We start from the raw sequence: 23,671 nt of genomic DNA, 5'->3' as shown, positions 1-23,671 counted from the left end.
GGTTGACTTAGCATGGTACTATATCAAATTTATGTATATGATTGGCGCAGTTACCAGCTACAAGGATTCAAAGCAGGATTTTTTAAAGCGATACCATACGCCATATTTGCAAAATCAAAAGGTTTAATTTGTTCCCATAGCATTTAATGCGTTGCTTATATGCATCTGACGTCAGTTCAACTGAATTTATGGTAGGATTAGAACAGTAAGACTATCAGTTCACATTTCAAACAACAGTTTGGTAATGTGAATCAGCAAATCTGTTCCTAGTATTACATTGAATAATTTGATTTATAATATCGGGGAAACGATTGCCGATATCGGGGAAGTGAAAAATTTAAATTTATCCATATTTTTTTCTTTCCAGGATACTTGGGATACGTATAAGTGTTAGGTAATCGAAAATAGGCACGGTTTTTATGTATGGCGTTGACTTTCAAAAACTTATCGTACACTAAATTCCGCTGTTTATGATTTTAAAAATGGACAGGCTGCCCATCGAGCTGCCGCTCTTCAGGAATTGCTAGGAGGCAAGTTTGGAGAAATGTCTACTTTGATGAACTACACTTTTCAGTCGTTCAATTTCAGGGGCAAGAAACGTTTAAAGCCTTTTTACGACGTTACAGCCAGTATTGCAGGTGAAGAGTATAGCCACATTGAAGTCGTTTCCTATGCAATCAATCTGCTTCTGACGGGAACAACCAAAAGAGGTTTTGACCCGGAGCCTGGCCCATTAAATGAGAGCGTCAATGCGCGCATTTCCCGCCATTTCTTATCCAGCGGACAAGCGTCGCTGCCAATGGACTCTATGGGCGACTGGTGGACCGGACAAAATGTGTTTAGTAGTGGTAACCTCAAGCTGGATTTACTTCACAATTTCTTCCTGGAATGTGGTGCCCGTGCCAACAAAATGCGCGTTTACGAAATGGTCACCGATCCTACGGCACGAGAGATGGTCGGTTTCTTACTGGTTCGCGGCGGGCTGCACGTAGTTGCATACGCCAGGGCACTGGAAGTGCTTACGGGTGTAGCCGTAACCAAACTTGTTCCTGTTCCTGATTTAAGCAACAAGGCATTTAAAGAAACCAGAAAATACGAAGAGAATGGTGTACACCGCAAACTATATACGTTTAGCAAAGAAGACTATCAGACTGCTGGCTTAATTTTTAACGGGCCGCATCCGGAAGATGGTCAGCCATTAGAGGTGATTTTTGGTTCCCCCGAAGGATACCCAATGCCAGACCTAGAGGAGGAGCCACAACTTAATTCACCTGGTGAAGACGGCATTGATCCTGAAATGTTTGCCGATATTGCCAAAAAGCTAGGTATAAAAATCTAAATGGTGCCAGATCCGAGAATAAATAAAAGGGGTATTAGTTATAACGAGGTTGCAAAAAGTAACCTCGTTATATTTTATAAAATACAAAGCTCTTCTACTAATGAATATTTATAAAGAAGTCTAAGTCTACTTTGTTAAAACTTCGGTTTTTAAGACGGCCAAGTCATCAAGACGTGCGCTACCGCTATCTTTGTTAAATGCTTAAGCGGGTTATCTTACAAAAGAGTTGCTGTATAGCAAAGCCGGGTATTTGGGTGTTGCAACTAAAAATTATTTGGCGCTGCGCATCTTTTCCAATAGTCGATCATTACTTTAATTGTTGCTTTGACCTCGTCGAATTCACCCGGTTTAACAAAAAAACCTTGTGCAGATGTGCTATATGCGTCAACCACAACCTGTTGATTGATCGCTGTGGTAAAGTAAACGTAGGGAATGCACTTAAGGCTAAGTTCTGCATCGGTCTGTACCTTTCTTCTAAGCTCCAATCCATTTAACTGTGGCAGGTTGATATCTGAAATAATAATAAAAGGCAGGTCTTTGCTGGTATAAAGATAATCCAATGCCGATTGGCCATCCGTAAAATACATTCGTTGATTAGGGTATCCTAATTCACCGAAAACTTCCTCCAATACGAATTTGTCGTCAGGGTCATCTTCTATAATGACAATTGGGCCATTTTTATTCATTTGATAATAAGTTTAGTGTAGATTAAATACACACTTACGCAGCTTGTCTTTTTAAGTCAATTACACATAAGATTACCTTCAAACAGGTAGGTGATTAGTTAACTCCTGGTTGCTTGATTGGGAAAAACATTGTGCCACCTCCAATAACTTTCTGTACCTTAAAGCAATATTTATCTAGTGATGTGGTCTTCACAATCAGCATCCTGCACCTTACCTTAACTTCTTAATGAATCCAATTGAACCAAATCACATCGTTGCCATCGGCGCATCAGCCGGAGGACTGGATGAGCTGATTTCTTTTTTTGAGAATACACCCCTTGATGGTGTTGCCTACATTGTAGTCCAGCATTTATCCGCTGATTACGAAAGCAGGTTGGCAGAGGTCTTGTCCCGGTACAGCAAGCTGACCATGGTTCAGGCAGTAGAAGGGACGGGCATTGTGTCTAACTTTGTTTACGTGATCCCCGGAGATAAGTTTATGACCATTAAAAGGGGACACTTACATTTAAGTGATAAAACCAACGTGCGTGGCCCGCACATGACCATTAATACCTTCTTATCTTCCCTTGCCGCTGACTACGGCTCCAAGGCGATTGGCGTCATCCTGTCGGGCCTGGGCTCTGATGGCAGCGATGGCGTGAAAGCAATTAAGAAGGCAGGCGGGATGATAATTGCCCGAAATCCCGAAACCACAGAATTTAATAGCATGCCATCCAATGCCATTGCAACGGGAATGGTGGATTTCATTGTGGAGCCCGAGGCGATGCCGGGCGCCATTGAAGAATATGTCAAGCGGGAAATTGATTTACTGGCCGCTAGCATCTCTGATGGGGAGAACATGGCCGGTTTGATCGAGCTCATCAGCCAGCAGCTTCCACTGGATTTCTCAGATTACAAGCAGTCTACTATTCTGCGCCGGATCAAAAGAAGGGCGGCTTATAACAACTTTGAAAATCTGGAAAATTACCTGGAGTTTGCCAAAGCTTCCCCTGATGAAATTGAAGCGCTTGCCAAAGATTTCCTGATCAGCGTAACCGCTTTTTTCAGGGACACGGAAGCATTTGATTCGCTGGGAAAACGGGTGCTCCCTTCCATTATAAAAGGTCTTTCCACTGGTCAGGAGATCAGGATATGGGTTACTGGCTGCGCAACTGGCGAAGAAGCATACTCGATGGCTATCCTGATGCGTGAGCTTTTGGGAGAAAAGATTCAAAACCATGATGTAAAAATCTTTGCTACCGATATTGACACTGCTGCTCTGGCCCATGCCGGCAAAGGCATTTACGCTGCTTCCGTGGTATCGAAAATGCCACAATCCTACCTGGAAAAGTACTTTGTACAGGAAGGGGAAGATTACAAGGTTACCGCTGCATTACGGAAAATGGTTATTTTTTCCAGACATGATCTGGTGAAAAACCCGCCCTACTGCAATATGCATTTGATCAGCTGCCGCAACCTGCTGATTTACATGACCCCGACCTTGCAGCAGAAAATTTATCACATGCTCCTTTTCGGGCTTAAACCGGAGGGTTACCTGTTTTTAGGGTCTAGCGAGAACCCGTCGCCCATATTGAAGAGCCTGAAAGTCATTGATAAAAATGCAAAGATCTACAAGAAACTGGACGCTATCCCCTCTGTAAACTTTGAAACCTTTACCCTGCCTGAATATACCTACCATAAGCCCGCCAGCTTGGGGGTTTCTCAACCGGAAACAAATAAAATCCCTGACCGCACCCTGGATGGGGCAATCCATGAAACGGTCCTTAATGAAGACCAACGCCTGCTGATTTGTGTTGATGAAAACTACAAGGTGCTTAAATCTTATGGTGCCACCGGCAGGTTCCTTACTCAAAAGATTCTGACATCTGATCTGACCGAGCTTTTACCCGGCCCCTTAAACATTGCCTTCAAAACAGCCTGTAAAAAGGTCAGCGAAACCCTTAAAAAATCAGTGGTCACAGGGGTGCTTATCCAGCAAGGACAGCAGACAATCAAAGTAAACCTGTCAGTTAGCCCGATGGTCTTCAAAGGCCGGCCTATTGGGTTCTTAGTCGTACAGTTCACCGAAGATGAAGGTCCCGACCTGCCAGCAGGCGCAATGCAGTTTGACGAGAAGCTTTATCTGGATGATTATACCAGGTTTTTGGAGCAAGAAAACAAAGACCTGAAAGAGCAACTGGCTGCTGGAAGCGAAAAGCTGTTTGCACTCAACGAGAATATGCAGTCCTTTAATGAAGAGCTGCTCTCGGCCAATGAGGAGATGCAGAGTACCAATGAGGAAATGCAGTCGATCAATGAAGAGCTGCACACGATCAATGCCGACTATCAGTTAAAGAACCGGGAGCTGTTAGAACTTAACGATGATCTGAACAATTATTTCAAAAGCAATATCAATGGCCAGCTCTTTGTCAGCGCAGAGTTTCGCTTGATGCGGTTTTCGCCGGGGACCGTCCGGCATATCAATTTGCTTGAAAGCGACATCGGACGCCCAATCAGTAATATTTCAACCAATTTCAGGTTTGAAACTCTTTCTGATGATATAACACACGTCCTGGAAAACGGTTATCCTATTACCCGGGAAGTACAATCCAATGATGGAAAATGGTACCAGGTTATGACGATGCCCTATGTCCAGCAGCTTGGTAATAAAAGGACTGGCGCTATCATTACTTTCAATGATATTAGCAGCCTGAAAGAAATACAACACCAGCTGGACAAAAAGAATGAAATCCTGACCCGCATAAACGGCGACCTGGACAATTTTGTACATACGGCATCTCATGACCTGCTTGGACCGCTGAGTAATATAGGTGTTAGTATAGGGTTATTGAGTGAAATGCGGGCAGACGACCAGGAGCTAAGGCCGATTCTAAACATTATTGGCAATTCAGTGAAAAAGTTTGGGGCACTGATCAAGGACATTGGCACAGTAGCCAGAATTGAAGACGAAGCCATTTTGACTGAAATGGTTGATATGAATGAAATTTTGGAAAGCATCCTTTGGAGCCTGGGCGATAAGATCAAGCAGACCGGCGCGGTAATCACGAGCGATTTGAAAGTCAGCCAAATCCTTTTTTCTAAAAAGAACCTGAGAAGCATCTTGTTCAACCTGGTGTCAAATGCGATCAAGTACCGATCAGAGGATACGCCTGTTGTCACCATCCATACTTCGAGTGTAGGTGAATTCACTGCCCTGACAGTCCAGGATAATGGGACTGGCATGGCCGAAGGCGACGTTGATAAAATCTTTCATAAGTACCACAGGCTCCAAACGGATCATGAAGGACAAGGCATAGGGCTTTACCTGGCTAAAAAGATAATCGATGCTGCCGGTGGCAGTATCCGCGTTGAAAGCATGCCGGGTACAGGTAGCAAATTTGTGATCTATTTTCCAGTATCTGGGCTGCAATATTAGATAGCCCATGAGGGCTAACATAGCCATTGGTTTGCCCAGATCACCTACGCTCTATAATCAAATTACTATGGCAAAAAACAAACAGGAGCTGTCTGGAAAAGTTGTCGTTATTGGCACGTCTGCCGGTGGCCTCAATGCACTGAAAACGTTAATCAACCAGCTGCAAGAAAATTTTCCAGCGCCAATACTGGTTGTACAGCATATTTCAGCTGACGCAACAGGTAGCGTTCTTTTAGACGTGCTTAACAAGCAAACCAATATTCACTGTGCGCATGCTGTAAATGGTGAAAACCTTAAAAACGGACATCTATACCTGGCACCTTCTGATCATCATTTGATGATCGGTGATGACCAAAAGATCCTGGTTACCAAGGGCGCGCAGGAAAACCGCTCCCGGCCGGCGATTGACCCATTGTTTCGTTCAGCTGCAGTTGTTTACGGCAGCAATGTGATTGGGATCTTGTTAACAGGTTATCTGGACGATGGCACAGCCGGGATGATCGCGATCAAGCGGTGCGGTGGAACCTGCATAGTTCAAGACCCGACAGATGCAGAATATCCTGATATGCCTGCCAATGCCATCAAACAGGTCGATGTTGATTTTTGTTTACCCCTTCTGGAAATGGGCGGATTACTATACCAGCTCCTGGCAGCAAAACCGGAAAAAAGTAGGCCCGTCCCTAAGGATATATTGATCGAAGCAAAAATTGCCAAACGCGTCCTTAGTGATCTGCCTGCTGTCAATTCGCTGGGAGATCAGGTGCCCTTTAATTGCCCGGGCTGTGGTGGTGTTTTATGGAAAGTGGATAAAGGCCCCTTGACACGCTACCGTTGTCATACCGGCCATGCCTATACCGCGCAGGCTTTGATCGCCGAGCAAACTTTAAAGATCGAAGAGACGATGTGGACAGCACTCCGGATGTTTGAAGAAAGAAGGAACCTTTTGACCACGTTTGCCAAAGAACAGAGTGGGGCAACCAAAAAATCAGCCCTCGAAAGGGCAGAGCTTTCCCAGGTGCACATTGACCGGATTAAAGCAATTCTGCTTGCTGATGACAAAGGGACTGCTCAGGATACACCCAGTTAATGCACACTTTTTTCAGAACTTTATTAACATCAGAACAGTAACATCTATGAACAAAAAAGGACCTATTGTAATTATAGAAGATGACATGGACGATCAGGATATCCTGTCTGAAATCTTTAAAGAACTTGATTATAAGAATGATCTTGTTTTCTTTGGGGACGGTGTACAAGCTTTGGAGTACCTGACAAATATAGACATTGAACCTTTTCTTGTCCTTTCTGACATAAACATGCCAAAATTAAATGGGATGGAACTATATGAAAAAATTCATAATAACGAAGATTTGAGATTAAAATCCATCCCATATCTTTTCTTTTCGACAAGTGCCGAACAAAAGCATGTGATCAATGCTTATTCAAAGTCTATTCAAGGATTCTTTATCAAGCCAAGTAATTACGATAAATTGAAAAAGATGATCGTAAAAATTGTAGAGTACTGGCAAGAATGTGAATCACCTAACTACATCAAAAATGCTCAGTAGCAAATTTTCGATATACTGTAACTTTGAGTGGGTCAGTAAGATTTGTTAAAGAAAATTGCAGTCAACGATCCCTACGATGGACTTTAAATCCATTGTAGATAGGAGAGGCGTAGAGACATAATATTCATTCTGTTTGTGCATGTGAAGGTTGACTAGCCAGGATTTTTAGTTAGCCGGTCTGCTTCACAAGATTTGTACCTGCGCTATCTCATTTATTCTTGTAGCAATTGTTAACCAGATTGGGATTTCCAGCATTTTAATGCAGCAATATCTTACAAAATGAATGTACCAGCATGCATCACCGTCATTTAAAACATAGAATTGGAGAAAAAATGGTAGATCTGTTATAGCAGTGTTCAAGGAACATTTTGAAAAACACATAGACAAGTGTCCAACCTTTGAACTGTGAATTACCGGGCGAGATCGCCGAAATCCAGATCGACCTCGTGGAGGGTGGAATTAATCAGAAATTAGAAGTAATCATCAGTTGAATAACGTTACTGGATACATCACCTTCGTTTTCCCGCTGGTACCACCACATATAGCCAACTTCTGTGTCAATTTTATCGCTCCATCGGTAACCAAGCGATCCCAAAATTCTATTTTGATCGAAAAATGAGTTGTTTACTCGATTCTTGTGGAAGACGTTTAGAAAAATCTCATCTTGAAAATTAAGATATGTACCCTTTTTGAAGTCTTTTTTTGCAAACACAGGGATCTGACAAGCAACAAATGCGCGGGAGCGCTGTGAGAATAAAAATTCATCTTCGGATCGGATATACCGTTGCTCGTAGCGTGCGCGTCCTGTGAATTGAAGCCTTCCAAATTCTGTCTTGAAAAGATATTGCTGATAAACCCGGTGTTCGGGATGAAAACGAGTTCCATTGTCTTCTTGCTCCCAGTCGTTTTTTGAAGCATAGCCCAGGGCAAAAGAACTGTTTCCATTCAAATTATAATTAATCGCTGAGCGCAACAACAAGGTGTTAATATCTTTGAACTTGTAAACTGACCGCACCTGCGCATCTAAAAACAAATCCCACTTGGAATGGAGCTTCTGGGTATGAGAAATAAAAATCCACCCAGTGATTGGATTTTGAGTAAAGGCCCGAAATGGGGTGCAGCACATGATTAATGCAGCAATAACAAACTTAAAGATTGCAACATTGTGTTTGAACATTATTCGACGTGATAGGCTAACGATTCGTATTCTCTCTTAACAAAAGTGTTCCTGGGGAAAGTGTATGATGGCATGTAGCAGTTAGAAAAAGAACTTGGAAAAAATAAGGCTTATTTTAGCAATAGTTTCCTTTTATTTCCAATTCTGCAACGCCTGTTGCAGAATTGGAAATAGGAACCAGAAAAGAACTTGCTAATTGTAAAACGGTATAGAATTTGACTGGGAAAAATAAAAAATTTTACAATTTAGACGTTTTGCAAAAAGGCTTCCTTGTTGTTTGTTGCTTGCTATTTGACTTTACTGCTACCGCGCAAACAGCTCCTGTACTGCTCACCGGAAGCGCCCAATTTAAGCCCTTGTCCTTAACCACATCGCCCTGGAAATTCCGTTCCGGAGATGACACCAGATGGGGTACTCCTAATTTCCCAGACAGTAGTTGGCAGACGCTTGCCGGGACGAACTTTGGAGCAGGAAAATATACCAGATCCCCAGCGCCCAAGACTTGGACGGGTTTTGGCTGGTTTCGCTTATGGGTTAAAAAGGAAAGTCCGAATTTGACAAACAGCTGGGGTTTAAATTTGAACCACGACGCAGCTTCGGAAACTTATCTGGATGGCAAAAAGATCATGTCTTTTGGTCGGCTAGGAAATTCAAAGCAGACCATGCAAGCCGTACGGGCGCCGAATGTGGCGATTCCGCTGGCTATTACGGACACGCTGCCGCACTTGATCGCTATCCGGTTCAGTAACTACAATGCATTTTATCCAAACTTTATCGGCTTTGATGCACAAATTCAGGATCTGCATCAGATGAACAGCCGGCTGGCGGCAGATCAACATTTTATGGACCTGCTTCTGATGAGCGTAGCTGCTGCTTGTACGCTGGTGCTGGTGCATTTACTGTTGTTTGCATTCTATCCCAAACAGCGGATTCATCTATGCTATGTATTCTATGTTTTCATGATTGCGCTGGGACTTTATGCACGGTATGAGACCATTGTCACGACCGATCCTGCGATGCAGGTGTTCTTTACCAAAGTTTTTTTATGCTTTGTTACCATGAACCTTGCGTTTGGCGCATTGCTGCTTTATTCGGCAGGTTACAGCACATTGCCACGCAGAAAGATCATCGCAGTTTTTGGCATCTCCATTCCTGTTACTTTCTTGACCGTCTGGAATTGGTATGACGTTTGGTATGACGAAATCATAACTAACCTTCATAATTTATATCTGCTGCTATTTATCCTGGTCTTTTACACAGATGCCTTTCTGTCCGTTCTCAGGGAAATCCGAAAAGGTAAAAAGTCGTTGTGGTTGATCGCTGCAGGAGTCATTTTTCATTTTGTATCCGGAATATTGATTGGTGCCAATGTCTTTAACTGGTTTACATTGCCGGAAGTAATGCTAGCATTTGCTTGGGGGAATCTGGTCGTGCCCGCGCTGTTCACGATTTACCTGGCTTTGGAAGTGGCTGGGACGAATCGCTTTCTGGCAAAGCAACTCATTGAAACCCGCGATCTGGCCGCAGTCAATCTAGCCCAGGAGCAGGAAAAACAACGGCTGATTCTTGCACATACAACGGAGCTGGAAGAAACCGTTTTGAAAAGAACCGCCCAGGTAAGAGAACAGGCCCAGCGGTTACAGGAGATGGACGCTGCGAAATCGCGCTTTTTTGTCAATCTTACACATGAGTTCAAAACGCCGCTTTCCCTGATTATGAACCCTGCCAGGGAATTGTTGCGTAACCCTGATCCAAAAATTGCTGAGCAATATGCCGGTTATATCCTGCAAAACAGCAATCGGTTGTTACAGCTGATCAATCAGTTACTTGACCTTGGCCGGTTAGAATCAGGGCAAACTGCTCTGGACGTGAATCCGGTTGATATTATTGCTATGCTGCGCATTCATGTCGCACAGTTTGATTCTCTGGCAAACAATCGGAACATTCAACTGGATTTCTATACGGATTCGGAATCCCTGATTATTGATGAAGATGCTGATAAGCTCGAAAAGATTATTCAGAACCTGATCAGCAATGCCATTAAATTCAGTCAGAAGGATGGGCAAGTGAAGGTTTTCTTTGAGATGCTGGCTGAAGCGCAGTACGAGATTAGGGTCGAGGATCAGGGAATTGGCATTCCTGAAAATAAGCTGCCATTCATTTTCGACCGGTTTTACCAGGCCGATAGCAGTGACACCCGCACCAGGGAAGGGGCGGGGATAGGACTGGCGCTGGTCAAGGAATTGGTAACATTGCTTGGCGGGGAGATTATGGTAGACAGTTCCGAGGCGAAGGGAAGCACCTTTAAAGTCCGGTTGCCATATAAATTGAGTGCAGAAAATGCTAAACCAATGCCTTATCCCGAAACACCTGTTTACCAATCTAACAGCAATGAACAAATCGCTGACGAGCAACAAGGAAATTCTCTACCGGTAATCCTGCTTATCGAAGACAATCAGCAACTGAACGCCTTTATCCGAACGACTTTGTCCGAAAAATTTGTGGTCCTGACCGCAGAAGACGGCCAGGCAGGAATTGATCTTGCATTTGCAGAAATCCCTGCGTTGATCATCACCGATTTAATGATGCCCGTCAAAAACGGATACGAAGTTTGCGCTGAATTGAAAGCAGACGAGCGCAGCAGCCACATTCCCATTATCATGCTTACGGCCAAGGCGGATCAGGACAGCAGGATTCATGGTCTTGAAACGGGTTCAGATGCCTATCTGGGCAAACCGTTCGATAACCGGGAGTTGGAGGCGGTGATCGAGAACCTGCTACGGCAACGCAAGGCTTTGCAGGAAAAATACAGTCGGAATTACCGTTGGCTCACCCATACAGAAGAAATGCCTTCTGTGGAGAAGGCATTTCTTGATAAAATCAGGACGGTAATTGAGCAAAATCTGGATGATGAGCAGATCAGCACGGATTGGGTTGGCAGGCAGCTTGGCCTGAGCCGGGCGCAGCTGCACCGCAAATTAAAAGCTTTGATCAACCAAAGTCCGGGTGAGTTTGTACGTAGTATCCGCATGCAGAAAGCTCATGAACTTCTGAAAAACAAAGCCGGTACGATCGCCGAAATCTCCTACATGGTCGGTTACAGCAACCCGGCCAATTTCTCAACCAGCTTTTCAAAGCACTTCGGCTATCCGCCCAGTGCTGTTAGTTTTGAAAAACATTCATGATCAGTTTTTCAGGGTAACGATCAATTTTTCGTAAAAAGCTTCCGTTACGCTGCCTACATAGTTGTAAGGAACGGTCGTGCGGGGCAGTTTTAAAGTTGTCACATCATTGTCCACAAAGAAAGACGAAGAGGCAAAGACCGTGACAGGCACAACCACTAATCCTGCTTTTTCCATCCGGTACGGAAAGAACATTTCGTACGTAACATCCATATTTTCACCAATAGCCATGTTTAAAGCCACAGGCGGGCCAAATTTATCTCTTTCTCCATATGTGCCGCCACCAGTGCTGGTGTGGAGGATTTTTCCACCCGAAGTGTTGTGCGTATATCCGATCAGGTAACCCTCATTTACCGGAAAGGAAGGTGAAGCGATTCTTTTCAGAGTGATTTGTACGTCGAATGTCGCCACGCCAATTTTTCCTTCTTCATTTCTTGTGTAACTGTCTGCCTTAGCGAGTGATCGCGGCAATGCGAGCACCTGATTCGAGCCGGTCACAGTTCCGGCCGCGGCGCCATCTGCGCCCAGAAAGGTGATCTTTTCAATTGAAAATTCGCAGGGATACAGGCGGTCGCCGCCGTTTACATCCTTGCATTTTGATTCGGGCAGGTTGCTGGCTGGCACATCGTGGTCTGTACAGGATACGGCCAACGCAAGTACACCGTATGCAAGCGCTAGACAAAATGAGGTGATGCTGAGTTTAAACATAGTATTAAGGATAAGTGATGAAAGGTTGTGTAATATTTATTTCAAAAACCGCCTGTCAGTAAGGGCGATCAGGAAGTTTTCAATGTCTAGTTTTTCTGCTTCGGTAAGTTGTAAGGATCCGGTCAATATCGTATCACGGTTGACGGCATTCGGAACGATTGCCTCGGGATTATTATAGTAGTTGATGACTTCTTTTAATGTTTTGAACATACCATTGTGCATGTAAGGCGCTGTGATGGCAATGTTTCTTAAAGAGCCGATTTTGAATTTACCAAGATCGGATGCCTGATGGGTAATGGCTGACCGGCCGCTATCCAAGTGCATTTTGCCATCAAATAAGCCAATGTTCCTGAATTCAACATTATTAAAATCAGGGCCGAAATGACATTGAATGCATTTGGCTTTTGTATTGAACAATTTGAATCCTCTCTTCGCGGAAGCGCTGACTGCGTCTTCGTTGTCGTTGACACGCCAGTCGTCAAAAGGACTGTCGCCCGTTTCGAGGGAACGTTCAAAATCAGAAAGGGCTTTTGCCAAATTGCTTTTGGACGGCAGCTCTTTAAATATGCGCAGAAACGATTGCCGGTAAAATGCATCGCTGTTTAAGCGGGCGATCGCCGAATCCACCGGCAAATCCATTTCAACCGGATTCTCTATGGGCATCAACACTTGTTGTTCCAAAGTGGCCGCCCTACCATCCCAGAAAAAACTTTCCTGAAAACGCATGTTCATAGCCGAAGGCGTATTTCTTGTCCCCACCCGACCATCCACGCCCGGACTTACCTGCACAGAATCCGCAAAGGCCAAATTTTCTTTATGACAAGATCCGCAGCTAATGGTCCGGTTCCCGGACAGGATAGGGTCAAAAAACAGTCGTTTTCCCAATTCCAGGGAAGTCGGCTGCTCAGGTTCATGCATCACGCTGCGGATGAAAAGCAGCGGAACGGCGCAGATCAGTATGACTATTTTTGCTTTCACGGGGAGATATTGCAGTTACTTTTTGGGTAACTTCTTGCAAGCCAAACCATTCGCGCCTTGATAGCGCTCCTGGCAGGTGTCGGAAATGGCAGTAAACAGTAGTGAATCCTGAGCATAATATTTCAGCTTGTAAGTCCCGTAGTAAGCGAGGTTACAACCGTTGTCAGAAACACTTATCGTATCATCTTTTATAAAATAACGCCCGGTAGTAAATGCTTTCCCATTCACAATGCCATCATAAGTGCTGTCGGCCCGAAAGACAAATAGCAGGGTAATGTCGCCGTTTGGAGATTTTTGTATCCGCTGCCAGCGTCCGACAATGGGATCCGGGGCACCTATAAAAGAGACTATGGTCAAAAGAACAGCCAGGCAACCCAGCCATTTAATTGCGTTTTTCATCAGTTTCGAGCTTTGGGATTAAGATTCTCACAAAGCTCGATGATCACACTAAAACGGCGTTTTGAATTTGTTGCAGATACATTTGAAAACGTGTCAATTTGCAGAGAAACGTTGCTATAAGAGCAGGTAGCGTACTTTAAAGGGGCATATGTTGAGTGCAACTAGCTGTATCCGGATCCACAGGTATCATGTAACCTTTAATTGCAACTTTCTTTCCTTCAAGATCTTATTAGAGCCGTTCCGGACAGAGCAGCAAGTGCTGGCACAACAGCAGTTTGAATTATTTCGGACCCACCGGCAGATTCAGTTGTCTATTTCAGGTAAATACAAATGCTTTACTGATTTGAGCTCAACCATTTGTTCAGGACGGAAGTCTTTAAATAGTCGCACACCACCGGGTTTTGCAATGTATCCGTCCAGAGAGCATGAGATATAAAGCATGGGTTTCCGGAAATTGGGCTGACCAAACCTTTTATATTGATTATTGAAGGCTGCCCGCCCCGAAGCATGCTTACACGGCACGGGCAACCTACAAATCTGGATAGTATTAATCAAAAAGCTCGCTCAAAAACGACTTTTTCTTTTTGTGCGGGTACTTATGGCCGTAGTCCGAGCCGTACTCATTATATCCGTACTTCTTGTAATCTGAATCGTAGTTTTCCTTTTTGGCGTAATGGTCAGCCGAGCGCTCCATTATTTTTTCCAGTTCTCCCCGGTCAAGCCATATCCCCCGGCATTTTGGGCAATAATCGATTTCGATTCCGTTTTTATCACTCATTAGGAGCGTTTCATTGCAAGATGGACACTTCATATGCTATTGAATTTGTTTAGTTAATTGCCTGGCTGGCCTTGACTTTTTCAGACCGCCGGGCTTCATTTTATACCTTTACTCTTATAATTAACGCAACCTTTCCAGATTTAGTGAGGTAAGCGGCAAATTTGCACTTAGGCAGCTAACCGACAGTTTCCCATGTTCAATTGCTGATCGGTCTTTATCTCATGGCTGCTCTTTACGTTCTTTGTGTTTACTACGCTTAGTGTAGGGGTAACCTACCGCTGGAAGTATCTGGAAATGTCCTGGAAAGTACTGCTGGCATGTATAATTCCTTTGGGCACATTTTACATTGACAAGCATAATTCAAACCCTGGAATTACTTTGAGGGTTGCCAGCGTCATCATACTTCTTTGAAAATGCCTTCATCGGTTCAGTATCGTAAAATACGATAGAGATTGGTAGATAAAAAAATATTAATCGTAATATTGCAATTGGTCAAATGCTATCTATATTTGCAGCATGGGAGTAACTAAAACCGAAATATTCACCGAGCAGCAGAACCGTATCGCGGATCTGGCAAAGGCGTTTTCGCATCCGGCCAGGGTTGCGATCCTGCAACTGCTGATTTCCAGAAAAGCCTGCGTTTGTGGTGATTTGGTAGATGAGCTCGAACTTGCCCAGGCAACTGTTTCCCAGCATTTGAAGGAGCTCAAAAGGATTGGGATCATCCAGGGCGAAATCAATCCGCCAAGGGTATGCTATTGCATTAACCCGGTCGTGTGGTCAGAAGCGCAGAAGACATTTGGTTCGTTGCTAGATACATTTGCTCTTAGTGAATCCTGCTGCAATTAGGCAGGGCTTTGTTTGAAAATATCAATCGTAATAATACATTTAACCAATAGAAACTATGAGCCAATTAAATCCAATGACCGAAGGGCCGCTGACCCGGGGGCCGCTGACCTGGGGTGATTTTAAAAATACCCTTCAACAAAATCCTGATCTGCACCTGCAATTCCAATATGAAGAAGGCAAATTTGTAGACAGCTCTTACCACATTACCGAAATCAAGCAAGCACCCATCGTTTCGGTTGATTGCGGCGGGGTAATGAATAGCTGGACAGAAGTGATCGTGCAGCTATGGGAACCCTCAGAGAAAGAAGTAGACCGTTCAATGAAAGTTGACAAAGCGCTGAAAATTGTCGACCTGGTTGAAAAATCGCTTCCACTGAACCCTAATGCAATCGTTAAAATTGAGTTCGGCAATTCCAAGTTTGATACACGCCAAATGTACCCCGGAGAGTTTGCTTCCGATGCTGAAACATTCACTGTTAACCTGGTCCCGGATTTCACCCAATGCAAGGCACTTACCCGAAACCAAAGCTGCGGCACACCGTCAGCAGAAGCATCCTGCTGCGCGCCCACGCCCGTCAAACAGGAACTTGAATTGGTCACCTCCGATGGAGACAACTGCAAGCCTGGCTCTGGGTGCTGCTGAGCAGGTACCAGATGCAATTCAGCAAACCAGGCAGTTTAGCGGGCACTGCCCGTCATCAGCTGTCGTTATGAAAAGAGATTTAAAGTATCAAACTGAATGAATAACCCACGTCTTTCTTTTCTGGACCGCTACCTGACCCTGTGGATCTTCTTAGCCATGCTGATCGGCGTTTCAATAGGCTATTTCTTGCCCGGCACACCTGATTTCATCAACCAGTTTAATTCAGGGTCAGGTGTGAATGTTCCACTGGCCATTGGCCTAGTGCTGATGATGTACCCGCCACTGGCTAAGGTGCGTTATGCAGAGCTGCCGAAAGTGTTTAATAACACGAAAATCCTGGGGCTCTCCCTGCTTCAAAACTGGATTATAGGCCCGTTACTGATGTTTGGATTGGCCGTTATCTTCCTTCCCGATAAGCCCGAGTACATGACTGGCCTGATCATGATCGGCATTGCCCGCTGCATTGCCATGGTTATTGTCTGGAATGACCTGGCCAATGGTGACCGCCTGTATGCGGCAGGGCTGGTAGCTTTCAACAGCATTTTTCAGGTCTTGTTTTATTCGGTGTATGCATATGTTTTCGTAACCGTATTACCGCCACTTTTTGGCTTGAAGGGATTTGAGCAGGGCCGCCTGGCGGTAAACATTACCATTGGCCAGGTTGCCCAAAGCGTATTTATTTATCTGGGCATCCCGTTCCTGGCCGGCATTATTTCACGGATCGTACTAACAAAGCTGTTTAGTCAGCATTGGTATGAGCAAAAATTCCTTCCGGCCATTAGCCCGATCACCTTAATTGCCTTGCTCTTTACGATTGTGGTCATGTTTAGTTTGAAGGGCCAGCTGATTGTCAGTATCCCCTTTGACGTGCTGCGCATTGCGCTCCCGCTTACAATTTATTTTGCAATCATGTTTTTCTCTGCTTTCTACCTGTCCAAACGCGCAGGCGCAGATTACGCCAAATCAACATCGTTGGCCTTCACGGCTGCAGGTAACAACTTCGAGCTTGGGATTGCGGTCGCTATCGCTGTATTCGGGATTGATTCGGGGGCTGCATTCGCTGCTGTGATCGGCCCACTAATCGAAGTGCCGGTATTGATCCTGATGGTCAATTTTGCACTCAAACAACAGCACAAGTTTTCCAATTAACTCCCTATTATATGAGAATTGCCTTTTTTTCAGACATTCATGCCAACCTTCCGGCTTTGGATGCGTTTTTCAAAGATGTTGAAACCAGAGACATTGATGCTATTTATTGCCTGGGCGATCTGGTCGGTTACAACATATGGCCTAATGAAGTTATTGACGAAATCAGAAAGCGTGGTATTCCTACCATTGCCGGTAATTACGACTTTGGCATCGGAAGGAGCAGCGACGATTGCGGATGTGCCTATAAGACAGACGATGAAAAGGAAAACGGTAAAGTATCGATTGCTTACACGAACGAAATTGTCAAAGACGAGCAGCGCGCTTATTTAAGAACCTTGCCGGCACACATCCGTCTGGAATTTCAACTTAATGAGAAAGCGTTATCAGTTCTTCTGGTGCATGGGAGCCCGCGGCGGATCAATGAATACTTGTTTGAGGACCGTGATGAAAAAAGCATGCTGCGGATCATGGAGCAGGCAGGCGCTGATGTCATGCTTTTCGGCCATACTCACAAACCTTACCATAGGGTATTGGGCTCAATGCAGCCAGACGGCACAGATCATTTCCGGCATGCGATCAACATCGGTTCGGTCGGTAAGCCAAAAGATGGTGACCCAAGGGGCGGCTATGTAATCCTGCACATTAATTCGGATGCATCCACAGCAAGTAAGGAAAGCATTACAGTAGATTTTATACGTTTTGAATACGATGTCGAAACAGCAGCCAAGGCTGTAGAAGCGAGCATCCTTCCCAATGCATATGCAGAATCATTACGTCTGGGAAAATGAAAATAGCACTGCCGGTTTTCAAACCCACATTTCATAATTCGACTGCATTGAAGAAATCTCTGAGTTTTTCTGGGTCCAGTTTTCCATCTGTACGAACGCTGCTGCAAAGGTCCAGTCCAAAAGGTTGAACCACTTCAATGGCTTGTCTGACATTGTCTTTATTTATCCCGCCAGCAAGAAATAAAGGTATTTTTATTGATTGCCTGATTTGTCTGCTTATTTCCCAATTATGGATTCGCCCGGTTCCGCCTAACTCTTTAACCGTTAAGTTCGGGTTGCCGCTGTCGAGCAAAATTGCGTCTACATATTTTGAAATTTCAACTGCTTCCTTGATCGCGCTTTCATCCGTAACATGGATGACCTGTACGAGTTTAACATTTGGCAACTCTTTGCGAAGTGTTTGATATTCCCGTTTTTCCAGCTCGTCAACAATTTGAATAGTTGTTGTGTTTGCTTTTTTATAATGGGCAATAATATCTTTCGGCTTCGTCTCACTGGTTAACAGGAAAGTAGCAATAGGAGGGGGAACTTTTTCAGCAATTTGTTTGATGAGCTCATCACTAATTATACCCGGTCCGCTTGGCATATGCCCCACCAGACCCAATGCAGCCGCACCATATTCAATAGCGAGCATTGCTTCGGCAACACTGCTTATGCAACAAATCTTTACTCTCGGTCTTTTCATAATATGAATACAAATATAATTACCTACATAACAGACGCTGAGATCTCATATCGAATCGCACTTAGCTTCTTTGCAGGTGGATCAGGTTGCAAAACGTGCAAAGCAGCAAATTTATAGTAGGTAATAACAATTGATACTAATTCAGTATTGAGTAAACAATACTTGGAGGTGCAAAATTGTTAATCCAGCACTCAACTTAGAAGGCATAAGCTGCCGGATTGTATTTTATTGAAGCCAAACATCCGCTTTTTTTGTGTAAATTGTATCGAACAATGATTCAAATAGTTCCTTATCAGCCGGATTGGTCAATACAGTTTCAGCAGATTGCAACTTTGTTGAAAGATGCAATGAAAGGCCGGCAGACCAGCATATATCATATAGGATCAACGGCTGTCCCGGGTCTTGCTGCAAAAGATATCATTGACATCCAGGTGTCAGTAAGTTGCTTTGATCCGCAAATCGAAACACCGCACAACGTATGGAACAGAATGATGACAAGCCTCTAAAAGCTTTTTCAGAAGTCAATGGGCTAAAAATGTACTATGAAATTCATGGAAAAGGTAAGCCGCTAGTCTTGATACATGGAGGCGGATCAACCATTTACACTACTTTCGGTCGGGTTATAGACGAGTTATCTGTAAACCACAAAGTGATCGCTGTTGAATTGCAGGCCCATGGACATACGGGTGACAGGGGTACTCCACTGAGTTTCGAGCAGGATGCAGACGATGTGGCTGCATTACTTAGAAATCTGAATATTTCAAAAGCAGACATATTTGGTTTCAGTAATGGAGCTACAACTGCTCTCCAAATAGCAATACGGCATCCCGCGGTTGTCGACAAAGTGATTGCAGCATCGGCTATTTTTAAACTAGAAGGGGCACCACAAATGCTTTGGGACTATATCAGGAACGGTAATCTTGAGACTATGCCACCACAATTGAAGGAGGCTTTCAGGGCGGTTAATCCTGATGAAAGGGCGCTTCAAACCATGTTCGTCCGGGACCAAGAGCGCATGAATACATTTAAAGACATCCCCGATCAAACCTTGGCCAGCATTACAGCAAAAAATTGATCTTGACTGGTGACAAGGATGTCGCAACACTGGAACATACATTGAAGATGCATCAGCTGATTGAAGGCTCAGACCTAATGATCATTCCGGGCGGCCATGGCGATTACCTTGGTGAAATTACGACACTGAAAGCTGGCCCTGAACCGTATCGCCAGGTTACTATATTAATAGAAAGATTTTTGCTGCCATAATGCTTGAAAATCAGCTTATCCCATGCTTGTTTTGGCCTTATTGGGAATAGCAATAATGATAAGGTCTTCTGCTCTTGCTGCTGCTTCCGTTGTTACAGCGGTTGCACCTGTTTTGGCAGCAATCTCACCCAGTGATTCTGGTCCGCGCGAATTTGCAATCATGACCTGATGGCCAAGCGCTGATTGCTGATTCAATATTTCATTTCTTCGTCAGCTTGTACCTTATATGCGTGGTGAGTTCGGACGGTATCAATTCAATGATCTGCATCTCGAACATCCGTTTTCTCATAATGTACGAGCCTGTCCGGGCAAACACATCTTCGATCAATGTCCCATCTGCGCCATCCTCCTGGCCGCCTTCCATTTTGATGTGTTTCCAGAATGCCTTTTGTTTGAACATCCATTGATGAAGTTTGCTCGACGCGCCGCCCATGGGGTTTTGCGGACTTCTGTTGTCACCGGCGAAATAGCCGTCAAGGGAAATCCCGCTGTCAAAGATTATTTTGCTCATGCTGATGCTGAATTATGGTTTGGAATGCTTTGTAATTGAAGTTCCAGTTTGTCAAACATCTCTAACCAACCGCGATACGCCCCGGTTTTACGGGCTTTCTCCTCTGATACGGCTTCGTAGATCACTGCTTTTGTCTGGTCACCGAGAGATTCGAATGTTACTTTGATCAATATCTCGCCCGGCCAACCTGCTGATTTTAAATCGTCTGGTGATAGTATGTCGCCGTTTTCATTTGAAAGCCGTATAGTATACACCAATTTCTCAGGTCGCAGTATTTCCAGGTATTTGCCAACAACCCATCCACTGCCGTGGGTCGGATGAGTGATGCGGTAATGAAAGCGTCCACCTTCCTCAACCTCAATATGCTTATAGTTGATCGTGCAGCCATCGGGCGCATACCAGCGTTTAAGTTTTTCAGGGTCGGTCCATGCGTCAAAAACCCTATCGATGGGCGCATGGAATATGCGTGTGATTAAGAGTTCCTTATCCTGTGATTTCATTTTTGCTGTCTTTTGTATCTGCTAAAAATTTGTCCAACTTTTCGAATCGCTGATTCCAGCGTTTGCGAGACTCATTCACCCAGTCGGCCACTTCATCCAACTGATCCAGCCGCGCCTCACACATTTGCTCGCGCCCTCTCTGGGTTAGCGTGACCATGCCGCATTCATGCAGCACTTTCAGGTGTTTGGCAATGCCCTGGCGGGTAATGCCAAAGTCGTCCACAATCTGACCAATATTCAATGCGCCACCCGATAACCGCTGAATGATCATTCGTCGCGTAGGGTCGGCAATAGCTTGGAAAACATCCCTTCTTTCTACCATATACAACCATTTGGTTGCTAATTTAAGCACAACTATTTGGTTGTGCAAATTTTTTTCAATACACACGCTTATAGATTGCGTTTTTTGCTTTCAATCGCTATGAATTCCGGCAGATAGTTCGGAGTGCAGCCTTTTGATACCATTTCCCCCTTATAGAGACCAGTGTTCTGGCCGATGGCAATGCACCGATCCCGGTATTGTTTTTCATAGACACCAATCCAGCCGGCGGTTAAATTCATCGCCCACTGAACTTCCGGTTCTTCTTTGGCAATATTGGTTTCTATTTTGGCCAGCAATTCCGCCGTGTTTTCAGGAGGAGTTTGTCCCATCCATCTCAAACGCGCCTGATGATACCAGAATACTCTTCTTTGGAGAGCAGACGGGCTATTTTCCCAAGATTCAATTAACGCTGTGGTCTTCTTGTCTTTATGGATTTGGTTGGCCATTAACCAGTCTATCAATTGATTCCGCTCGATTGATGGATGGGTTTGCATATCACGATCAAGTTCATTGATAAGCTCTTGTGAAATGCGCTTATTGTCCATAATTAAAATGGCCAGTTGCCTGGGCAAAAATCGCCCTGTCGACCATAGTTCAAGAGCCAGCTCATGATCTTTTTTAATATCCTTTGCAATTTTCCGTAAGTCTCCCAGTTTGGTTTTACTATTGATCTGTTCCAGGATGTTATCCGCTTTTGAAGAAAGTTTCATTGCTGTGTTCTGATTACTTGTCTTTAACTGCCGACAGCTCCCACGTTTTTCATTGGTTCAACCGCGTTCCACCCCTAGGGAATAATTCCCATTATCTTGGTAACTACTATCATTGCGGCATTTAATACCTTTCCAGTTTTCGGATCAAATGGTTAAAGATCTCGTTAAAAACTCTATGCCTCTACGCCAGCAATTATATAGTTTGATTTCCTAAGATCTATAAAAACCGTAAATGATAAAGGCTACCAGTATTGATTCAGTGATCCAGATTGTGCGCGTGTTGGAACGCGAGATACGGCTAATTAGCCAATGGCCTCCTAAGCAGACAGCCATGATCAGCAGTCCAAGAACAATTTCGAGTGGATAGTCTCGCTTCTGGTCCGGTGTTCCATAAATCACATAAAACAGGCCATGCAGAATTTCGTAAAGACCCAATAATGCTCCCAGCATCAGCGGAGTAATCCAGGTCAGCAAGTTTTTAATACTCATACCTTTCATGATAACTTCTTAATTGCAGCCACAATCTTTTGCTCCTGCCTGCTTTCATTCGGTTGCGACAAAATCGTATTGATTGTTTCTTCCTGCTCGTTAATTTTGGATCAGCCCAATTTGCTTTTCCAATCCTTCTTCATTTGCGCATACTGCTCGTTACTTTCTGCCTGATTCCATTTTGCATAAAATACAGCAGCGGCTTCCGCTTTCTCTTGTTCCCCGGTGCCTTTTTCAAGAAGTGCGTAATCGTTGTCTTTATCGTATTCTTTCCTCCCTTAATGCTCGTTTGTCTTTTAAAGAATCTAACACCGCTTTAAATACTTTGGCCTTTTTTATTGCAAGGTGACCATTAGGTGCCCAAAATGTCCCATGAAGATTCTCGCCCAGAACTACTGGCGCTATCTCACCAATCCTATTCAAATTACGCATCAACTTATCGACACTTAATTCATCAAGGTCATCGCAAAGATCATCTACTAGTTCAATGCCATTTCGATTACTGTTAAAGCTAACCATGTACGGTGTTAAGCCAACATCGACTAATCGTTTGTACCGGTCCGTTTTGAGTTTATTTGTGGATTTCAAAACCGGCCTGAGCCCAACACCGCCCTCCACAAATGTATTCACGCGTTTGACCAAATTCAGAGCACAACCGAAATCAGAAAATGCAGCTGCTGGTTCGTCTTCCCTTTTAGCGAATGCGGCAATCACCCATACAAATGTTGGATCGTCAATCTTGGTAATGTCAGAAGTTGAAAGTCCCACGCTATGATAAAGTTCTCGCGTAGTCATTGGGAATTTGGTAGTCATGGCGAAAGGTCAGTTTGTTGATGAGTGAACAGTTGAGATATTTTAAGTATCAAACTAATGATCTCAAAAATATCTAAACGGCGGCTCAAATTCAAGTGGATGTGCGAAATTATGCAGATCTAAATTTTGGATCGGGATGTTATCCGCTGACAGCGTAGCCATTACGACCCAAAAATTTCTTACAACTTTGCGAGCCGGTCGTTCAAGTCCACCAGACCGTTAGGTATTCTTCAACAGGCGGGTGGCCGGTAACCGGGAGACGTTTCGCAGTGGACAGCAGATAGCGTCCGCGTTTGATGGGGGTATACTTAGGGGGAAGGTGAAATTATGGCCGGTGTAGAAGGCCGCTTTGTATTTGTGACCAAAACCAATGAACAAAAAGGCGCTCCTGACGTGACACGCCTTCATGTGCCTTCGTTACACGGCTTAGGATAGACAAAAACCGGTTTTTTGCCGACTGGTTGATTTTGACTGGTGTATTGACCAGCGTCTGCTGATCGTGTACAGCACCTGTACCACCAAGCACAATTGCATTCTCATTCAGGAAATTGGCATATACATCAAAATCAGCTTGCTGCCTGGTAGCAGGCATACCATCTATTTCATGAGCCTCTCTCTTTTGGAAGATATCTTCCATTTCTGCGAGTACCATCGCTACCGAAGCAGCGCCAATTTTTGAATAAGATAAATGCATAATTTTGAAAATTCCATTATAA

At 44.3% G+C, this 23,671-nt stretch carries 28 protein-coding genes and 1 pseudogene; 13 read left to right on the top strand and 16 right to left on the bottom strand.

The window, feature by feature from the left end; all coding sequences use genetic code 11:
• Window positions 1-556: 556 nt before the first annotated feature.
• A complete protein-coding gene (locus LZG74_RS25850) occupies window positions 557-1,339 on the top strand; it encodes a manganese catalase family protein (protein WP_409014537.1) in 783 nt (260 codons plus the stop codon).
• A 263-nt stretch (window positions 1,340-1,602) separates the two neighbouring features.
• On the opposite strand, the gene LZG74_RS25845 is transcribed toward LZG74_RS25850, so the two are convergent.
• Window positions 1,603-2,025 (bottom strand): response regulator, encoded by a 423-nt coding sequence (locus tag LZG74_RS25845; RefSeq protein ID WP_233799347.1) that lies wholly within the window; start codon window positions 2,023-2,025, stop codon window positions 1,603-1,605.
• A 226-nt stretch (window positions 2,026-2,251) separates the two neighbouring features.
• Here LZG74_RS25845 and LZG74_RS25840 point away from each other — a divergent pair, with 226 nt between their 5' ends.
• From LZG74_RS25840 to LZG74_RS25830, 3 genes are all read left to right on the top strand, one after another.
• A complete protein-coding gene (locus LZG74_RS25840; RefSeq protein ID WP_233799346.1) occupies window positions 2,252-5,440 on the top strand; it encodes a CheR family methyltransferase in 3,189 nt (1,062 codons plus the stop codon).
• Window positions 5,441-5,507: 67 nt separating this feature from the next.
• A complete protein-coding gene (locus LZG74_RS25835; RefSeq protein ID WP_233799345.1) occupies window positions 5,508-6,527 on the top strand; it encodes a chemotaxis protein CheB in 1,020 nt (339 codons plus the stop codon).
• 46 nt (window positions 6,528-6,573) lie between these two features.
• Window positions 6,574-7,008, top strand: coding sequence for a response regulator (locus LZG74_RS25830; protein WP_233799344.1), 435 nt, complete (start codon window positions 6,574-6,576; stop codon window positions 7,006-7,008).
• 463 nt (window positions 7,009-7,471) lie between these two features.
• On the opposite strand, the gene LZG74_RS25825 is transcribed toward LZG74_RS25830, so the two are convergent.
• Window positions 7,472-8,185, bottom strand: a complete 714-nt coding sequence (locus LZG74_RS25825; protein ID WP_233799343.1) for a DUF2490 domain-containing protein — start codon at window positions 8,183-8,185, stop codon at window positions 7,472-7,474.
• Between the two features lie 356 nt (window positions 8,186-8,541).
• Here LZG74_RS25825 and LZG74_RS25820 point away from each other — a divergent pair, with 356 nt between their 5' ends.
• Complete coding sequence (locus LZG74_RS25820) at window positions 8,542-11,370, top strand: ATP-binding protein (RefSeq protein ID WP_233799342.1); 2,829 nt, start codon at window positions 8,542-8,544, stop codon at window positions 11,368-11,370.
• Here the strand turns inward: LZG74_RS25820 and LZG74_RS25815 are convergent, their stop codons facing one another.
• The 4 genes from LZG74_RS25815 to LZG74_RS25800 form a co-directional block, all read right to left on the bottom strand.
• Window positions 11,371-12,075, bottom strand: a complete 705-nt coding sequence (locus tag LZG74_RS25815; RefSeq protein ID WP_233799341.1) for a hypothetical protein — start codon at window positions 12,073-12,075, stop codon at window positions 11,371-11,373. It abuts the gene before it with no gap.
• Window positions 12,076-12,111: 36 nt separating this feature from the next.
• The gene (locus LZG74_RS25810) at window positions 12,112-13,053 is read right to left on the bottom strand and encodes a cytochrome-c peroxidase (RefSeq protein WP_233799340.1); all 942 of its coding nucleotides are present in this window, start codon (window positions 13,051-13,053) and stop codon (window positions 12,112-12,114) included.
• 15 nt (window positions 13,054-13,068) lie between these two features.
• On the bottom strand, window positions 13,069-13,452 hold the full coding sequence (locus tag LZG74_RS25805) for a hypothetical protein (protein ID WP_233799339.1): 384 nt from the start codon (window positions 13,450-13,452) through the stop codon (window positions 13,069-13,071).
• 547 nt (window positions 13,453-13,999) lie between these two features.
• Window positions 14,000-14,263: a zf-TFIIB domain-containing protein gene (locus LZG74_RS25800; protein WP_215236654.1), complete on the bottom strand. Its 264-nt coding sequence runs from the start codon at window positions 14,261-14,263 to the stop codon at window positions 14,000-14,002.
• 183 nt (window positions 14,264-14,446) lie between these two features.
• On the opposite strand from LZG74_RS25800, the gene LZG74_RS26640 reads away from it, so the two are divergent.
• From LZG74_RS26640 to LZG74_RS25780, 5 genes are all read left to right on the top strand, one after another.
• Window positions 14,447-14,641 (top strand): DUF3817 domain-containing protein, encoded by a 195-nt coding sequence (locus tag LZG74_RS26640; RefSeq protein WP_409014538.1) that lies wholly within the window; start codon window positions 14,447-14,449, stop codon window positions 14,639-14,641.
• 105 nt (window positions 14,642-14,746) lie between these two features.
• Window positions 14,747-15,079: a helix-turn-helix transcriptional regulator gene (locus LZG74_RS25795; RefSeq protein ID WP_233799338.1), complete on the top strand. Its 333-nt coding sequence runs from the start codon at window positions 14,747-14,749 to the stop codon at window positions 15,077-15,079.
• A 55-nt stretch (window positions 15,080-15,134) separates the two neighbouring features.
• Window positions 15,135-15,722, top strand: a complete 588-nt coding sequence (locus LZG74_RS25790) for a DUF6428 family protein (protein ID WP_233799337.1) — start codon at window positions 15,135-15,137, stop codon at window positions 15,720-15,722.
• A 96-nt stretch (window positions 15,723-15,818) separates the two neighbouring features.
• Window positions 15,819-16,871 (top strand): ACR3 family arsenite efflux transporter, encoded by a 1,053-nt coding sequence (arsB, locus tag LZG74_RS25785; protein ID WP_233799336.1) that lies wholly within the window; start codon window positions 15,819-15,821, stop codon window positions 16,869-16,871.
• Window positions 16,872-16,882: 11 nt separating this feature from the next.
• Window positions 16,883-17,659 carry a metallophosphoesterase gene (locus tag LZG74_RS25780; RefSeq protein WP_233799335.1) on the top strand — a complete coding sequence of 259 codons (777 nt, stop codon included), beginning with the start codon at window positions 16,883-16,885 and terminating at the stop codon, window positions 17,657-17,659.
• A gap of 31 nt (window positions 17,660-17,690) precedes the next feature.
• Here LZG74_RS25780 and LZG74_RS25775 read toward each other — a convergent pair whose 3' ends face one another.
• Window positions 17,691-18,344 (bottom strand): phosphoribosylanthranilate isomerase, encoded by a 654-nt coding sequence (locus LZG74_RS25775; RefSeq protein ID WP_233799334.1) that lies wholly within the window; start codon window positions 18,342-18,344, stop codon window positions 17,691-17,693.
• Between the two features lie 272 nt (window positions 18,345-18,616).
• Between LZG74_RS25775 and LZG74_RS26635 the strand changes: the two genes are divergently transcribed.
• Genes LZG74_RS26635 through LZG74_RS25765 form a run of 3 tightly spaced genes read left to right on the top strand, consistent with a single transcriptional unit; the run spans window position 18,617 to window position 19,610 of the window.
• Window positions 18,617-18,850, top strand: coding sequence for a GrpB family protein (locus tag LZG74_RS26635; protein ID WP_409014536.1), 234 nt, complete (start codon window positions 18,617-18,619; stop codon window positions 18,848-18,850).
• Window positions 18,823-19,419 (top strand): alpha/beta fold hydrolase, encoded by a 597-nt coding sequence (locus LZG74_RS25770; RefSeq protein ID WP_233799333.1) that lies wholly within the window; start codon window positions 18,823-18,825, stop codon window positions 19,417-19,419. Before LZG74_RS26635 ends, LZG74_RS25770 begins: the two co-directional genes overlap by 28 nt.
• 2 nt (window positions 19,420-19,421) lie before the next feature.
• Window positions 19,422-19,610, top strand: a complete 189-nt coding sequence (locus LZG74_RS25765) for a hypothetical protein (protein WP_233799332.1) — start codon at window positions 19,422-19,424, stop codon at window positions 19,608-19,610.
• 15 nt (window positions 19,611-19,625) lie between these two features.
• On the opposite strand, the gene LZG74_RS25760 is transcribed toward LZG74_RS25765, so the two are convergent.
• The 9 genes and pseudogenes from LZG74_RS25760 to LZG74_RS25725 form a co-directional block, all read right to left on the bottom strand.
• Entirely contained in the window at window positions 19,626-19,805 is a 180-nt protein-coding gene (locus LZG74_RS25760) for an NAD(P)-binding domain-containing protein (protein ID WP_255699686.1), read from the bottom strand.
• Window positions 19,806-19,809: 4 nt separating this feature from the next.
• Window positions 19,810-20,121: a hypothetical protein gene (locus LZG74_RS25755; protein WP_233799330.1), complete on the bottom strand. Its 312-nt coding sequence runs from the start codon at window positions 20,119-20,121 to the stop codon at window positions 19,810-19,812.
• On the bottom strand, window positions 20,118-20,621 hold the full coding sequence (locus LZG74_RS25750) for an SRPBCC domain-containing protein (protein WP_233799329.1): 504 nt from the start codon (window positions 20,619-20,621) through the stop codon (window positions 20,118-20,120). The genes LZG74_RS25755 and LZG74_RS25750 overlap by 4 nt, the downstream gene beginning before the upstream one ends.
• Window positions 20,605-20,973, bottom strand: a complete 369-nt coding sequence (locus tag LZG74_RS25745) for a helix-turn-helix transcriptional regulator (RefSeq protein WP_233799328.1) — start codon at window positions 20,971-20,973, stop codon at window positions 20,605-20,607. The genes LZG74_RS25750 and LZG74_RS25745 overlap by 17 nt, the downstream gene beginning before the upstream one ends.
• Window positions 20,974-21,011: 38 nt before the next feature.
• Window positions 21,012-21,653, bottom strand: a complete 642-nt coding sequence (locus LZG74_RS25740; protein ID WP_233799327.1) for a DNA alkylation repair protein — start codon at window positions 21,651-21,653, stop codon at window positions 21,012-21,014.
• Between the two features lie 210 nt (window positions 21,654-21,863).
• The gene (locus LZG74_RS25735; protein WP_233799326.1) at window positions 21,864-22,142 is read right to left on the bottom strand and encodes a hypothetical protein; all 279 of its coding nucleotides are present in this window, start codon (window positions 22,140-22,142) and stop codon (window positions 21,864-21,866) included.
• A 110-nt stretch (window positions 22,143-22,252) separates the two neighbouring features.
• A pseudogene (locus LZG74_RS26630) lies at window positions 22,253-22,354 on the bottom strand (DUF4385 domain-containing protein); the annotation flags it as partial.
• A 46-nt stretch (window positions 22,355-22,400) separates the two neighbouring features.
• Entirely contained in the window at window positions 22,401-22,937 is a 537-nt protein-coding gene (locus tag LZG74_RS25730) for a hypothetical protein (protein ID WP_233799325.1), read from the bottom strand.
• Window positions 22,938-23,280: 343 nt separating this feature from the next.
• Window positions 23,281-23,649, bottom strand: coding sequence for a hypothetical protein (locus tag LZG74_RS25725; RefSeq protein WP_233799324.1), 369 nt, complete (start codon window positions 23,647-23,649; stop codon window positions 23,281-23,283).
• Between the last annotated feature and the right edge of the window lie 22 nt (window positions 23,650-23,671).

Origin of the sequence: Dyadobacter sp. CY327, from assembly GCF_021390415.1 — a bacterium.
Classification (GTDB): Bacteria; Bacteroidota; Bacteroidia; order Cytophagales; family Spirosomataceae; genus Dyadobacter; species Dyadobacter chenhuakuii.
This window is presented reverse-complemented; position numbering and strand designations above follow the sequence as displayed.

What these genes read in the sequence shown, in the direction of transcription:
- LZG74_RS25850 (WP_409014537.1), top strand. Translation starts at nt 557, where the DNA reads ATGAACTACACTTTTCAGTCGTTCAATTTCAGGGGCAAGAAACGTTTA.
- LZG74_RS25845 (WP_233799347.1), bottom strand. Translation starts at nt 2,025, where the DNA reads ATGAATAAAAATGGCCCAATTGTCATTATAGAAGATGACCCTGACGAC.
- LZG74_RS25840 (WP_233799346.1), top strand. Translation starts at nt 2,252, where the DNA reads ATGAATCCAATTGAACCAAATCACATCGTTGCCATCGGCGCATCAGCC.
- LZG74_RS25835 (WP_233799345.1), top strand. Translation starts at nt 5,508, where the DNA reads ATGGCAAAAAACAAACAGGAGCTGTCTGGAAAAGTTGTCGTTATTGGC.
- LZG74_RS25830 (WP_233799344.1), top strand. Translation starts at nt 6,574, where the DNA reads ATGAACAAAAAAGGACCTATTGTAATTATAGAAGATGACATGGACGAT.
- LZG74_RS25825 (WP_233799343.1), bottom strand. Translation starts at nt 8,185, where the DNA reads ATGTTCAAACACAATGTTGCAATCTTTAAGTTTGTTATTGCTGCATTA.
- LZG74_RS25815 (WP_233799341.1), bottom strand. Translation starts at nt 12,075, where the DNA reads ATGTTTAAACTCAGCATCACCTCATTTTGTCTAGCGCTTGCATACGGT.
- LZG74_RS25805 (WP_233799339.1), bottom strand. Translation starts at nt 13,452, where the DNA reads ATGAAAAACGCAATTAAATGGCTGGGTTGCCTGGCTGTTCTTTTGACC.
- LZG74_RS25800 (WP_215236654.1), bottom strand. Translation starts at nt 14,263, where the DNA reads ATGAAGTGTCCATCTTGCAATGAAACGCTCCTAATGAGTGATAAAAAC.
- LZG74_RS25795 (WP_233799338.1), top strand. Translation starts at nt 14,747, where the DNA reads ATGGGAGTAACTAAAACCGAAATATTCACCGAGCAGCAGAACCGTATC.
- LZG74_RS25790 (WP_233799337.1), top strand. Translation starts at nt 15,135, where the DNA reads ATGAGCCAATTAAATCCAATGACCGAAGGGCCGCTGACCCGGGGGCCG.
- arsB (WP_233799336.1), top strand. Translation starts at nt 15,819, where the DNA reads ATGAATAACCCACGTCTTTCTTTTCTGGACCGCTACCTGACCCTGTGG.
- LZG74_RS25780 (WP_233799335.1), top strand. Translation starts at nt 16,883, where the DNA reads ATGAGAATTGCCTTTTTTTCAGACATTCATGCCAACCTTCCGGCTTTG.
- LZG74_RS25775 (WP_233799334.1), bottom strand. Translation starts at nt 18,344, where the DNA reads ATGAAAAGACCGAGAGTAAAGATTTGTTGCATAAGCAGTGTTGCCGAA.
- LZG74_RS26635 (WP_409014536.1), top strand. Translation starts at nt 18,617, where the DNA reads ATGATTCAAATAGTTCCTTATCAGCCGGATTGGTCAATACAGTTTCAG.
- LZG74_RS25770 (WP_233799333.1), top strand. Translation starts at nt 18,823, where the DNA reads ATGGAACAGAATGATGACAAGCCTCTAAAAGCTTTTTCAGAAGTCAAT.
- LZG74_RS25755 (WP_233799330.1), bottom strand. Translation starts at nt 20,121, where the DNA reads ATGAGCAAAATAATCTTTGACAGCGGGATTTCCCTTGACGGCTATTTC.
- LZG74_RS25750 (WP_233799329.1), bottom strand. Translation starts at nt 20,621, where the DNA reads ATGAAATCACAGGATAAGGAACTCTTAATCACACGCATATTCCATGCG.
- LZG74_RS25740 (WP_233799327.1), bottom strand. Translation starts at nt 21,653, where the DNA reads ATGAAACTTTCTTCAAAAGCGGATAACATCCTGGAACAGATCAATAGT.
- LZG74_RS25735 (WP_233799326.1), bottom strand. Translation starts at nt 22,142, where the DNA reads ATGAGTATTAAAAACTTGCTGACCTGGATTACTCCGCTGATGCTGGGA.
- LZG74_RS25730 (WP_233799325.1), bottom strand. Translation starts at nt 22,937, where the DNA reads ATGACTACGCGAGAACTTTATCATAGCGTGGGACTTTCAACTTCTGAC.
- LZG74_RS25725 (WP_233799324.1), bottom strand. Translation starts at nt 23,649, where the DNA reads ATGCATTTATCTTATTCAAAAATTGGCGCTGCTTCGGTAGCGATGGTA.